We start from the raw sequence: 13,044 nt of genomic DNA on the forward strand, positions 1-13,044 counted from the left end.
ATCGCCGCGCGCAGCTCGGGCGCGAGGGCGGGGACCCCGGCGTCGAGGGCGCGGTTGGCCAGCGCGTCGGTCACCACGGCCCACAGCGCGGGCACGCCGGCACCGGAGACCAGCGCGACCTGGGCGATCAGCGCGGCGAGGGTCTCCCGCAGCTCCGCCGCGGCGACGGCGTCCGGGGACGCCGGGCCGGGAGCCGCCGGGTCGGCGGGCGCGGGCCGGTCCGCGTGCGGGTCCGCTCCGGCAGGGGCGGGGCCGTGACCCGCCGCGCACGGCGGACCCGCGGCGGCCTCGACGCGGTCGACACCGCCGTCCGGCCGCACCTCGCCCGCGATCCGGTCCAGCGCGGAGCAGGGCGACGGCAGCCCCCGGACGTGCGCGGCGACGTGCGGTTCCACCAGGGCCGAGGCGATCATGCACCACCACAGCGTGCCGCTGACCCGGGGCGCGGTGGTGCCCCAGGACCTGCCCATCTCGGCGATGCGCGCGCGCAGCCAGTCGGGATCGGCCAGCGTGCGGCCGGGCACCACCGACACGGCGGCGGGACTCAGGACAGCAGTGGACTCTTCAACCACGGTTCATCGACTCCGATCCAGCTTCCGGCCATGGAGAACGTGCCGAGCAGCCACAGCGTCGCCACGACGATCGCGACGGTGAGCACCGCGCCGAGGATCTTCAGCGGCCAGCCGCGCGAGGTGTACCAGTTCATGACCGCCTGGTACTTGCCCCTGATCCAGTGCAGGGCGTGCCTGGCCCAGCGGAATTCGGTGGCCAGGATGCCGAAACCGGCGAACACCAGCGCCCAGCCGGGGCCGGGATAGGGAATCGTGACGATACCGAGCAGCAGCACGAGACCGCCCACGACGGCGATGCCGACGCGGTAGGCGAGGTTGAGCGTAGGCCGCTTGCGGACGTGTCCGCGGAAGGCGCGCCCGCGCGCCTTCCACCCGCCGCGTGCGGTCTGTTCCTCGGCGGACTGCTCGATCGTCATGGGTCCCAGATTACGAGCCGATCGCGGGGTCGGCGACGGCGAACGGCCGCACCGGTATCGCGGACCGGTGCGGCCGTCCGGGTCGGCTCAGACGCCGGCGGGTTCGCCGATGTGGCGCAGACCGTCGACGGTGACCTCCACGACCCGCGCGCCGGCGATGTCGAAGAACAGCCCCGAGACCGCGACCCCGCGCTCGGCGACCGCCCGGCGCACCGCCGGATGCCGGTGCAGCACCTCGAGCTGCACGGCGACGTTGACCATGCTCAGCTGGTCGACCTCGTCGTAGCCCGCCGCCGCGGCGGCCGCGGCGACCGGGTGCCCGGCCCGGAAGCGCTCCAGGCTCGGCTCGGCGTGCGCCAGCCACGGCGCCAGCGCGGGACCGGGGTCGTCGCCGCCGTACACCGCCTTCATCGCCCCGCAGGAGGAATGCCCGCACACCACGATGGACCGGACCCCCAGGGTGTCCAGGGCGAAGACCAGCGCGGCCTCCACCGACGCGTCGCCGGACTCGGGCACCAGGTTGCCGACGTTGCGCACGGTGAACAGGTCGCCGGGGCCGCTGTTGGTGATGACGTTCGGCACGATGCGCGAATCGGCGCAGGTGAGGAAGAACGAGTCCGGGTCCTGCCGGTCGCGCAGCTCGTCCAGGTGCGGGCGCACCACGTGCGCGTGCGTGCGGTGGAACGCCGCCACGCCCTCGGCCACCGGGTCGCGCCCGGACCCGTCGCCGCGCCAGGGGCCGAGGATCTCGTCCCAGACCGCCCGGCCGAAGCCGCGCGCGGGCGGGGCCGCCCCGGCGTCGGCCATGCGGGCGCTGCCGATCTCGACGAAGTCGACGCGGCCGCCGTTGCTCTCCACCTGGTGCTGCCAGCTCTCGATGGCCTCGAACGCGGCGTGATCGAGGAAATCGACGGTCATCTCGACGGTGACCTCGGCGCCGTCGGGCACCTTGGACAGCTCGGCCGACAGTTTCGGCAGCGCGAGGAAGGTGCAGGAGCCGTCGATCGACACCAGCCAGCGCCCGGCGACCTCGACCGCCGAGATCTGCACGCGCACGACCCGCCACAGCAGCAGCGCGAAGGCGAGGCCGAGGCCGAGGGCGACGCCCTCGAGCAGGTTGAGGAACACCACGCCGAGCACGGTGACCAGGTAGACCAGCAGGTCACCCGTGCGTCGCGCCAGCCGGATGTGGGCGAGCTTGACCAGCTGGATGCCGATGACGATGAGCAGGCCGGCCAGCGCGGCCTTGGGGATCTGCTGCACGAGCCCGGCCAGCGCGACCGCGAACAGCAGGATCCACACGCCGTGCAGCACCGCCGAGGCGCGCGAGCGCGCGCCCGCCTGGACGTTGGTGGCACTGCGCACGATCACGCCGGTGACCGGCAGGCCGCCCGCCAGGCCCGACACCACGTTGGCGGTGCCCTGGGCGAGCAGTTCGCGGTCGAAGTCGGCGCGCGGGCCGGTGTGCATCTTGTCGATGGCCACGGCCGAGAGCAGGCTCTCGACGCTGGCGATCAGCGCGATGGTCAGGATGGTGAGGGCGACCGCGGACCAGGTGCCGCCCTCGGGCAGCTGCGGCAGCGACAGGGCGTCCAGCAGCGAGCCCGACAGCACGATGCGCTCGACCCCGCCGGGCAGCACGAACGAGACGAGGGTGCCCGCGACGACGGCGACGAGCGGCCCTGGCACCACGCGGATCCGGGCGGGCACGTACTTCCACCCCAGCATGATGGCGATGACGACGCCGCCGACCAGCACGTCGCCGCCGTGCAGCGACATCAGCTGGGACGGCAGCTGGGTGATGTTGGCCAAGGCGCTGCTGTGCGAGGAACCGCCGAGCAGCACGTGGACCTGCTGCAGCGCGATGGTGATGCCGATGCCGGCGAGCATGGCGTGCACGACGACCGGGGCGACCGCCAGCGCGGCGCGCGCGATCCGGCTCAGGCCGAACACGATCTGCAGCAGCCCGGCGCCGACGACGATGAAACAGGTGACGCGCCAGCCGAACCGGTCGATCGATTCGGCGACGACGACGGTGAGGCCGGCCGCGGGGCCGCTGACCTGGAGCACCGAGCCGCCCATGAGGCCGACGACGATGCCGCCGATCACGGCGGCGACGAGGCCCGCCGCGACGGGGGCGCCGGAGGCGACCGCGATGCCGAGCGAGAGCGGCAACGCGACGAGGAACACTACGATGGACGCCGGAAGATCATGTCGCAGTACGCTTTTGCGCCACGACGATGACCCGGCAGCCGCGGCGGCGGCGGGTGGAGCGTGATCGTTATCGAGAGACATTGATTCTCCTACGCCGAGCTGTGGGACCCGGCACACCGATGGGCCAGGCGGGTAATGCCAACCGATGCTAAAGGTAAAGGTTTGGCAAACCCAGTGTGCCGCACGAAAAGTGGGGCCCGCCATAACGCGGGGCCCGCTGTGTCGTGGCACACACCGGATCCCTCACACCGGCTCCGGCGCGACATGCCCACGGGCATCGTCGAATTCGGCGATGCCGTCGGGCCGGACCTCGATCACCCGCGCGGTCGCGAGGTCGAAGAACAGACCCGAGACCGCCACCCCGCGCCCCTCGATCGCCTCGCGCACCGCCGGGTAGGCGGCCAGGGTCTCGAGCTGACGCGCGACGTTGACCAGCCCGAGCTGGTCGACCGGCCCGAACCCGGCCGCGGCCGCCGCCTCGCCCACCGGATGCCCGGCCCGGTAGGCGTCGAGGGTCGGCCGGGCGTGGGCGAGCCAGTCCCCCAGGCCGGGGCCGACCCGGACCTGCTTGTACAGCGCCTCCATCGCCCCGCAGCCGGAGTGCCCGCAGACCACCACCGAGCGGACGTCGAGCTTGTCCAGGGCGTAGATCAGCGCGGCCTCCACCGAGACGTCGCTGCCGCCGACGGGCACCAGGTTGCCGATGTTGCGCACGGTGAACAGGTCGCCGGGCCCGCTGCTGGTGATCACGTTGGGCACGATGCGGGCGTCGGCGCAGGTCAGGAAGAAGGTCGCGGCGTCGGGCCGGTGCCGCAGCTGATCCAGGTGCGAGCGCATGAGGTGGGCGTGGCCGCGGTGATAGGCGCTGATCCCGGCGGCGATGGCGTCCACGGAGCGGCCCGTGCGCCGCCACGGCCCGAGCGCGTCGTCCAGGACCGCGCCCGCGGTGCCGCGCTCGGGCGGCCGCGCCCCGGTCCCGGCCAGGCGGGCGGTGCCGAGCTCGGCGAATTCCACCACGCGCCCGGCGCCGCGACGCTGCCGCGCCCATTCGGTGAGGTGCTCGGCGACGGCGTGATCGAGGAAGTCCGCGGTCAGCGCCACGGTGACGTCGGCGTCGGCGGGCACGGCGGCCAGGGCACCCGTGATGCGCGGCAGCGCGAGGAAGCTGCAGCTGCCGTCGATGCGCACGATCCAGCGGCCCGGTTCGGCCGCGGGCTCGGCGACGACCCGCACCTGCGCGACCCGCCACACCAGCAGCACGACCGCGGCGGCCAGGCCGAGCAGCAGGCCCTGCAGCAGGTTGAGCAGCACCACACCGGCCACCGTCACCAGGTAGACGTAGAGGTCGCCGGTGCGCCGGGCCAGCCGGATGTGGGCGAGCTTGATCAGCTGCACGCCGATCAGGATGAGCAGGCCCGCCAGCGCGGCGGTCGGGATCCGGTGCACCAGCCCGGCCAGCGCGACCGCGAACACCAGGATCCAGATCCCGTGCAGCACCGTCGCGCCGCGGGTGCGCGCGCCCGCGTTCGCGTTGGTGATGCTGCGCACGATGACCGCGGCGATCGGCAGACCGCCCAGCATGCCGGAGGTCATGTTGGCCGCGCCCTGGCCGATCAGCTCGCGGTCGAGGTCGGTGCGGGGCCGCTCGGGCCGCAGCTTGTCCACGGCCATCGCCGACAGCAGCGTCTCCACGCTGGCGATGAGCGCGATGGTCACCATGGTCGCGATCGCCGCGAGCCAGCCCGCGGTGGGCAGGGCGGGCAGCGCGATCGCGTCCAGCGGCGACCCGTCGAGCACGACGTGGTCGACCGGGGTCGGCAGCACCATCGCGACCAGGGTGGCCGCCAGCACCGCGACCAGCGGACCCGGCACCGACCGCACCCTGCGCGGCACGAACTTCCAGGCCACCAGCAGGGCGATGACGAGCAACCCGATGAACAGGTCGCCGTGGTGGACCGAGCGCAGGCCCGCGGGCAGCTGCAGCACGCTGTCGATCGGCGAACCGACCGTGGCGCCGCCGAGCAGGACGTGGACCTGCTGCAGCGCGATGATGACGCCGATCCCGGCCAGCAGGCCGTGCACGACGACCGGCGCGATGGCCAGGGCGCCGCGCGCGATCCGGCTGACCCCGAAGAGGATCTGCAGGACCCCGGCGCCGACGGTGAGGAAACAGGTCGCGGCCCAACCGAATTGGTGCACCGCGCCGGCCACGACGACGGTGAGGCTCGCGGTCGGCCCGCTGACCTGGATGGCCGAGCCGCCGCACAGCCCGGCGACGATCCCGCCGACGGCGGCGGCGATCAGGCCCGCCGCGACGGGGGCACCCGAGGCGAGGGCCACGCCGAGCGACAGCGGGAGGGCGACGAGGAAGACGACGAGAGAGGCGGGCAGGTCGTGCCGCCCCATCGCGGCGAGGCGTTCGGTGAATCCGGTGTGCGAGAACGTGATTCGGTACGCGGGATCGGTGTCGGTCGACATATTTCTCCTTCGCCGGGGCGCGGGGGCGCGCCGGTGCATCGGGCGAACATGTACTGGCATCGAGAGCGAGCGGCGGAACGCGGCGGCTGCGGATCGCGTCTCGGAGAGCCGATCGCACGCAGGCCGGGGTCAATAGTAAAGAACTCACCAAGGTCCAGAAAAGGGTTCGGCACAGGTTGGCACCGCACCGGTATGAAGCTGTGATATGCCTCACACGGAGGGCATTCCGCCGGGCCCGCCCTCGCGCCCTCCTACCCTCCATGCGCATTGTCGAGGCACTGAATACGAATATTCGTTCTGGGAGTCGCCCGTGTTCGAGAGAACGAGTCGCGCCGCCGCCCTCGCGGCGTTCACCGTGACCACACTGCTCACCGTCGCCACCGGCACCGCCGCGGCCGCGTTCGGCCCGCTGCCACCGGCGAATCCCCATCTGGGGCCGCCGGGCACGGCCACCATGCACGGCGACGCCGCCTCCTCCGACACGACCCCCTACGCGGGTCCCGGCCCCGACGTCGGCAGCGACTTCCACGAGCTCGCCGCGGCGTGCCCGACGATTCTCCAGGGCGCCGACGGCATGCCCCAGGCCCTGTGCACCCGGATCGTCGGCCGCGCGCCCGTCGTCTTCCTGCTCGACCCGGCCGACGGGCGCCCCCTCGCGTCGCTCGACCTCACCGCGGGCAGCCTGCTCGGCGGCGTGTACGCCTACCTCGACAGCCACGACCGGATGGTCACCGTCGACGGCGGCGGCGCGCTGCTGCGGATCGGGCACCGCCGCGCCGGCGACGGCTGGCAGGTCTACGTCGACTCGGCCACCGACCTGGCCGGGGCCGTCACCGGCCACTGCGGCGGCGGGGACTGCGACGCCGTCAGCTCGGTCATGCCCGACTTCGCGGGCCGGGTGTGGTTCGCCACCGACGGCGCCGCCGCCGGCTTCGCCGACCCGGCCACCGGCGCGGTCCGCTCGATCGTGCTCGGGCCCGGCGAACAGGTCGCCAACAGCATCTCCAGCGCGCCGCAGGGCGTCGCGGTCGCGACGACCCACGCGCTCTACCTGCTCGACGTCGACGGCGCGGGTGCACCGCGCGTCGTCTGGCGCCAGGCCTACGACCGCGGTCCGGCACGCAAGCCGGGGCAGCTGTCGTGGGGCACCGGCGCCACGCCCACCTTCTTCGGGCCCGGCAGCGGCACCGAGTACCTGGCCATCACCGACAACGCGGTCCCCCGGGAGAACCTGCTGGTCTTCGACACGGCGACGGGCGACCGGATCTGCGCCGTCCCCGCGGTCGACGGGACCGAGAACTCCCCGATCGGGGTCGGCGCCAGCCTGTTCGTCGCGAGCACCTACGGCTACCCGTATCCGGCGGTCCCCGAGAACGCGGGACCGAGCCAGCCCGCCTCCGCGCCGTTCTCCGGCGGCATGGTCCGGATCGACGTCGGGGCGGACGGGTGCCGGACGGTGTGGACCAGCGACGTCGCCTCGGCGGCGGTCCCGCGGCTCTCGGTGGCCGACGGCCGGATCTACACCGTCACCCGGCACACCGTCATCCCGACGGGCAGTGTCGGGGCCACCGACACCTTCCGGTACGCGATCCTCGACGCCGCCACCGGCCGTCTCGAGTCCGAGCGGGTGATCGGCGCGACCGCCGTGCACAACACGTTGCAGATGGTCGGCACCATCACCCCGGACCGGACGCTCTACCAGGGGACGATGAGCGGCCTGTTCCGCATCACGCCGCGCTGACGCGGGCGGGGAGAACGAGAAACGGGCCCGCTACCGGTATCGGTAACGGGCCCGTTCGTGGTGGTCCTAGCTGGTTTCGAACCAGCGACCTTCCGCGTGTGAGGCGGACGCTCTCCCGCTGAGCTATAGGACCGGGAAGGTTGCGAGGGGCGCCGAAGCGGCCTCTCGAACGAGATGGAACATTAGCACGAGCGACCCGGGAGACACCAAATCGCCTCGTGAGCGCCTCATTCGGCGGCCCGGACCCTTCTCCCCGTCCCCGGCCCCGGCGGCCGTCACGGTGACGTGGACACCTCGCGGCCGCCTCGCCGCACGCGCCGGACGCCGGGGAGGCCCGGATCGCGCGCTCACGTTCGATGCGCATATCGCCATCTCGACACCTACCCGTCGCGGCAGCTTCCCTGGGGCGGGCGCCGATCGCCGGCCGGGACGCCGCCCTCGTCCACCCCGCGTTCGCGGCCGAACAACACGCCCGTAATTCACATTTACCCGCGATGACCAGCCGATTTGTTAGTGACGCGCAACGTCGGCTAATGTTCTTCTCGCACCACGGAGAGCAGCTCAGCCGCCCAGGCCGAGCGGCTCCCCGGAGATGCAAATGCGGATGTAGCGCAGCTGGTAGCGCATCACCTTGCCAAGGTGAGGGTCGCGGGTTCGAATCCCGTCATCCGCTCGAGAGGTAGGTTAGGCATTTTGCCAATCCTCCTTTGCGCGGTGGAGTGGCCGAGTGGTGAGGCAACGGCCTGCAAAGCCGTGCACACGGGTTCGATTCCCGTCTCCACCTCGCGCGATTAGCTCAGCGGGAGAGCGCTTCCCTGACACGGAAGAGGTCACTGGTTCAATCCCAGTATCGCGCACCACCGGAAGGCCCCCTTTTCGAAGGGGGCTTTCCGTGTTTCCCGGCCGCACCGGGTTCCGGCGACTTCCCCCACGGGTGCTTCGTACGCCTAAGATCGCCACCGGCACACGAACCCCTGGGGGCATGATGAGGCAGATCCTGCTGGCCGCAGGCATCGCGCTGATACTGACGATCACCTTGACACCCATCCTCATCCGGATCTTCGCCCGCCGCGGCTTCGGTCAGGAGATCCGCGTCGACGGTCCCGCCAGTCATCAGTCCAAGCGGGGCACCCCGACCATGGGCGGCCTGGCCATCGGCGCGGGCGTGTGGGGCGGCTACCTCGGCTCCCACCTGATCGGCCTGTCCTGGGACACCCCGGGCCCCAGCGTGTCCGGGCTCCTCGTGCTCGCCCTCGCCTCGGCGCTCGGCCTGGTCGGCTTCCTCGACGACTCCATCAAGCTGCGCAAGCACCGCAACCTCGGCCTCACCGCCGCGGGCAAGTACCTCGGCCAGATCAGCGCGGCGGTGGTGTTCGCGGTGCTGGCGCTGCGGTTCCCCGGCGCGACCGGACTGACCCCGGGCAGCCGGAACCTGTCGTTCATGCGCGACGACACCACCATCGTCTTCAGCTCGCTGATCTTCGTCGCCTTCGTCTGCCTGCTCGTCGTCGCCTGGTCCAACGCGGTCAACATCACCGACGGGCTCGACGGCCTCGCGGCCGGATCGATGAGCCTGACGCTGGGCGCCTACGTGCTGATCACGCTGTGGCAGTACGACAATTCGTGCGAGATGATCCCCGGCCGCGGCTGCTACAACGTGCGCGACCCGCTGGACCTGGCGCTGGTGTGCGCGGCGGGCGGCGGCGCCTGCATCGGGTTCCTGTGGTGGAACGCCGCGCCCGCCAAGATCTTCATGGGCGACACCGGTTCGCTCGGCCTCGGCGGCCTGCTGGCCGGGCTGTCGATCACGACCCGCACCGAACTGCTGGCCGTCGTGCTGGGGGCGCTGTTCGTCGCCGAGATCCTGTCCGTGCTGCTGCAGATCGTGGTGTTCCGCACGACGCACTCGCGGCTGTTCCGCATGGCGCCGATCCATCACCATTTCGAGCTGGCCAACTGGCCGGAGACCACGGTGATCATCCGGTTCTGGGTGCTGGCGGGCATCGCGGCGGCCACCGGGCTGTGCCTGTTCTACAGCGAGTACCTCGCGGCGCTGTGACCCGGCGGTGTCGGTGGCGGCGATTACGCTGACGCACACCCGATCCGACACAGCCGAAGGGACGCCCGGTGGCCCCTGCACACGCCGACATCGCCGAGGGCCCGGTCGTGTCCGAGGCCTCGTGGGAGCTGGAACGGCTCGACGACCTCGTCGCCGACCTCGTCGCCGCCTACGCCGAGCGCAGCGCCCGCGACGCCCGCATCGTCGCGGGCAGGCTCGGCCTCGGCGGCCGCCGACCCGAGACCCTCACCCTGCTCGCCCTGCGCGACGACCTGGCCCGCGACCGGGCACGCCAGCTCTACGCCAAGGCGGTGGGGCGGATCGTGCGCGAGGCCGGCCGCACCGGGCACGCCGCGATCGCCGAGTTCGCCCGGCGCTACCCGCCGGGCACGGGCGACCACGCGCTGGTGCGGGCCCTGCTCGCCGAAACCTACGCCGGCGACACCGATCTGGCCGCCATGGAGTGGTCGTATCTGAAGCTGCGGCTGGCCGGACACGAGCCGGGCGACGCGAAACGGGTCGCCGGCTACGTCATGCAGCGGATCCTGGGCTGGCAGAAGAAGACCGCCATCGTGCTGGCCAAGCTGGCCGATCCGGGCGAGAGCGGCGCCGAGCTCGCCGCCCTGCTCGCGCGCGCCGAGCGGTCGGCGGCCCCGGGCGCGCCCGCGCCGCTGCCTTCCGAGTCCGCGCGGGTGGCCGACGCCGACGACGACGGGCGCGGCCGGTTCTACCTCGCCAAGGTCGGCCGGGAGGTCGCCTACGACTCGGCCCTGCAGGCCAGGCTGCTCCGGCTGCTCGCCGCGAGCCCGCTGGTCGACACCTTCCGCGAGGAACCCCTCGCCCTGACGCACACCGAGGACGGCACCGACCGCGTGCACTATCCGGCCGTCGCCGCCCGCCTCGCCGGCGGCGGCACGGTGCTCATCGACGTCCTGCCGCTGGGCAGGCTCGGCTTCTCCCCCACCCGCCGCGCCTACCTGCTCGGGCGCGAACGCGCCCACGAACTCGGCTGGAGCTACCTGTGCTGGACCGGCAGCGACCTCGATCCCCGCGCCCTCGCGGCGCGGGCGCCGCACGGGGCCGTCGCCGACCGCGTCGCCGACCTGCTGGCGGAGGCCCCGCTGGACCGGGCCGGGATCGATCGGCTCCTGCGCGGCGCCGACCTGGACCTGCTGGACCTGGCCGGGCTGGCCCTGCGGCACGACTGGGTGTGGGAACGGGCGCCGATGCGCCTCAGCGCACCACCATCATCCCCGCCAGCAGGGTGAGCAACAGCAGCAGCGCGCAGCAGGTCAGCCACTGCCACTGATTGATCGTGCGGTCCATGCGCCCGATGGTGGCGCGCAGGCCGAGGGCGACACGCTGCTGCTCGGCGAGCTGGGAGCGGAGACCGGCCAGGGTGATCGCCTCCGCGTCGGCGACCGCGCTCGCCCGGTCGAGCCGGTGGTGCAGGCGGCCGACCAGTTTCTGCTTCTCCCGGGTCGCCTGCCGCGACACCGCCAGCTGCACCCGCTGATCACGAAGTTCCCGGCGCTGATTCTCGATCAGCGCGGCCTGTGCGGCCGTGTGCCGCTCCCAGTCGCTCACCGGCGCCCACCCTCCACTCGACAGATCGGCGTGACCCCAGGCGATATCGCCCGTCACCCAGCCTTCCAGCACGTCCCGCAGTTCCCGCGGCGCCCGCGACGGGACGGCGAATCCCGACGGGCCCGTCGTCAGCAGCCCCTGCTCGACGACGTAGTCACAGGCGGGCGGGGCGAAATCGGCGATCCCGACCGCGGGCAGCAGCGGCACCCAGTATCCCTGCGGACACACCCACAGCACCTCGTCGACCCCGGCCGCGCGCAGTCGCTCCCGATGCTCGCGGGCGGCGGTGATGTCGACCGGCCCGCTGTGCACCTCCACGACGCAGCGGCGGTCGCCGCGGCGCCAGAAGATGTCGACCGGGACGCCGGCGACGGTGACGTCGACCTCGGCCTCCTCGGCCCCTGCGGCGGTCAGCCTGCCGCAGATCCAGTGCTCGAGCCGCTGCGCATTCCATTGCGAGGCAGCGCAATCGGGGCAGCGGCAGGCATAACCGGCGCGTTCGCCCGCGGCGCGGCGCGCGCCCTCGGAGATGCCGAGTTCGTCCAGCAGCGCGCGCCGTCCGCACACCACCTGGGTCTCTGCCCGCCGCTTCGTCCTCACACCACACTCCCTTGCCGGGATCCGGCGCCGGCTCCTCGCACCTACCGCTCAGAAACAGAGTGTCTCAGCGGGGTGCGCGCCGCCAGCCCCTGCAACCGGACGATCCGCGGCGTCATCGACTCGTGATCAGCACCACAAATTTGGGTTCGGTTGCATATCAACTCTTTTCATTGTGCCTACGTCCCGCCGGGCCGAACAGATCTTGATCATTTCGATACGTGACCGACAAGGTTGCCCGTCCGGATTGCCGGATTCCGCAGGATGCACGGCGGCGGGTGCGCCCGGGTCGCCCCGGCGCGAGACCCTTCCCCCGAGGGCTCACGCGGATATGATTCGGTGCGGCGACCGGGGCGTGCTCCGGGGGAAACGGAAGTAGGGTAGGCATGGACCACGCCGAGCACGGCGAATCGATCGGGGCACTGCTGGCGGGAATCGCCGCCACACTACGCGAGGTCGGCGACAAGCTCGACCTGGTCGCGGCCCGGGTGCAGGAGAGTCCGGTCTTCTTCCCCGCCCCCGACGGCGCCCCCGACGGTCAGCGCATCGACCGCCTCGAGTCCTGGGCCTTCCGTGCCGCGCAAGACCTTTCCCGCCTCAGCGAGCGGCTCGACAAGCTCGACGGCCCCGACCCCGGCGAACCGGACCCACCCGCCGGTCCGGGCCGCCGCCGGGCCCCCGACACCGACCCCGCCGCCGCCGGACGGCCCCCGCTGGAACGCCGCCAATCCCCCGCCCGCTCCGCCCGGCACGCCGGTGACGACAGGTCGACCGAGCTCGGCCGCGCGGTCGCCGACGGCGCCAGCGAGGTCTCCGCCGCCCTCAACGGCGTGGCACGGGCGGCCCGCAACGGCAGCCCGGTCACCACCCAGATCACCTTCCGGGACAAGGGCATCCACCAGACCATCACCCTTCCGCCGCCCGCCCTGACGGCCGAGAACCTAGGCCTGCTCGCCCCCGTCGACGACGAATCCCGCCCCGGCCCCGCGGATTCCGTTCCCCCGCGCAACGGCCGCCCGCCCCGCCTACCCGCACCGGGCGCCACACCCTCACCCGCCGACGACGACCGCGCCACCCCCGCCCGCCCGCTCAACGGCCGCGCACCCCGCCTGTCCACTCCCGAGGCCACCGTCTCCCGCCTCGCCGAAGCCGCGGGCCTCCGCCCCGACGGCACCCGCCTCGACTCCCCCCGCGCACCCGAGGCGCCCGCCGCCGACCAGCCTCGCGCGCCCCACCCGCGCCGCGCCACCCCGACCGACCCCGCGACGGATCAGCCCGTCCGCGGTGTGGGCGCGAACCTCGGCACGACCACCGGCGACGCCGCGGAGGCGGCCGGTGCGGCCGCACCCGGCCGGAGCGCGGGGAGCGATCCGTCGGCGT

Annotated in this window: 9 protein-coding genes and 4 tRNA genes; 7 read left to right on the plus strand and 6 right to left on the minus strand. The window is 72.9% G+C overall.

Annotated elements, in window-relative coordinates:
- From ON36_RS16505 to ON36_RS16520, 4 genes are all read right to left on the minus strand, one after another.
- Positions 1-572 (minus strand): hypothetical protein (locus ON36_RS16505; protein ID WP_157224892.1); only part of this gene is annotated, 572 nt, incomplete at its 3' end.
- Positions 545-988: a TIGR02611 family protein gene (locus tag ON36_RS16510; protein WP_043653882.1), complete on the minus strand. Its 444-nt coding sequence runs from the start codon at positions 986-988 to the stop codon at positions 545-547. The genes ON36_RS16505 and ON36_RS16510, both read right to left, overlap by 28 nt.
- Before the next feature lie 87 nt (positions 989-1,075).
- The gene (locus ON36_RS16515) at positions 1,076-3,283 is read right to left on the minus strand and encodes a SulP family inorganic anion transporter (protein WP_043653885.1); all 2,208 of its coding nucleotides are present in this window, start codon (positions 3,281-3,283) and stop codon (positions 1,076-1,078) included.
- A 162-nt stretch (positions 3,284-3,445) separates the two neighbouring features.
- Positions 3,446-5,680: a SulP family inorganic anion transporter gene (locus ON36_RS16520; RefSeq protein WP_043653888.1), complete on the minus strand. Its 2,235-nt coding sequence runs from the start codon at positions 5,678-5,680 to the stop codon at positions 3,446-3,448.
- Positions 5,681-5,990: 310 nt separating this feature from the next.
- Between ON36_RS16520 and ON36_RS16525 the strand changes: the two genes are divergently transcribed.
- On the plus strand, positions 5,991-7,421 hold the full coding sequence (locus ON36_RS16525) for a hypothetical protein (RefSeq protein ID WP_043653893.1): 1,431 nt from the start codon (positions 5,991-5,993) through the stop codon (positions 7,419-7,421).
- Between the two features lie 58 nt (positions 7,422-7,479).
- Here the strand turns inward: ON36_RS16525 and ON36_RS16530 are convergent.
- Positions 7,480-7,554, minus strand: a tRNA-Val gene (locus ON36_RS16530).
- A gap of 467 nt (positions 7,555-8,021) precedes the next feature.
- On the opposite strand from ON36_RS16530, the gene ON36_RS16535 reads away from it, so the two are divergent.
- From ON36_RS16535 to ON36_RS16555, 5 genes are all read left to right on the plus strand, one after another.
- Positions 8,022-8,094 (plus strand) — tRNA-Gly (locus ON36_RS16535).
- A gap of 40 nt (positions 8,095-8,134) precedes the next feature.
- A tRNA-Cys gene (locus ON36_RS16540) sits at positions 8,135-8,205 on the plus strand.
- A 1-nt stretch (position 8,206) separates the two neighbouring features.
- Positions 8,207-8,281 (plus strand) — tRNA-Val (locus ON36_RS16545).
- Positions 8,282-8,406: 125 nt separating this feature from the next.
- Positions 8,407-9,480 (plus strand): phospho-N-acetylmuramoyl-pentapeptide-transferase, encoded by a 1,074-nt coding sequence (gene mraY / locus ON36_RS16550; RefSeq protein WP_043653899.1) that lies wholly within the window; start codon positions 8,407-8,409, stop codon positions 9,478-9,480.
- Positions 9,481-9,548: 68 nt separating this feature from the next.
- Entirely contained in the window at positions 9,549-10,748 is a 1,200-nt protein-coding gene (locus tag ON36_RS16555; protein WP_052314053.1) for a hypothetical protein, read from the plus strand.
- On the opposite strand, the gene ON36_RS16560 is transcribed toward ON36_RS16555, so the two are convergent.
- The gene (locus ON36_RS16560; RefSeq protein ID WP_245558107.1) at positions 10,714-11,667 is read right to left on the minus strand and encodes a hypothetical protein; all 954 of its coding nucleotides are present in this window, start codon (positions 11,665-11,667) and stop codon (positions 10,714-10,716) included. The two genes, ON36_RS16555 and ON36_RS16560, sit on opposite strands and share 35 nt — an antisense overlap.
- A gap of 383 nt (positions 11,668-12,050) precedes the next feature.
- Here ON36_RS16560 and ON36_RS16565 point away from each other — a divergent pair.
- The coding region (locus ON36_RS16565; RefSeq protein ID WP_043653896.1) for a hypothetical protein at positions 12,051-13,044 on the plus strand (994 nt) is incomplete at its 3' end.

This window comes from Nocardia thailandica NBRC 100428 (assembly GCF_000308795.1).
GTDB classification, from domain to species: domain Bacteria; phylum Actinomycetota; class Actinomycetes; order Mycobacteriales; family Mycobacteriaceae; genus Nocardia; species Nocardia thailandica.

Bases quoted from the DNA above. Each gene is read 5' to 3' on its own strand.
- ON36_RS16510 (WP_043653882.1), bottom strand. From the start codon at position 988: ATGACGATCGAGCAGTCCGCCGAGGAACAGACCGCACGCGGCGGGTGG.
- ON36_RS16515 (WP_043653885.1), bottom strand. From the start codon at position 3,283: ATGTCTCTCGATAACGATCACGCTCCACCCGCCGCCGCCGCGGCTGCC.
- ON36_RS16520 (WP_043653888.1), bottom strand. From the start codon at position 5,680: ATGTCGACCGACACCGATCCCGCGTACCGAATCACGTTCTCGCACACC.
- mraY (WP_043653899.1), top strand. From the start codon at position 8,407: ATGAGGCAGATCCTGCTGGCCGCAGGCATCGCGCTGATACTGACGATC.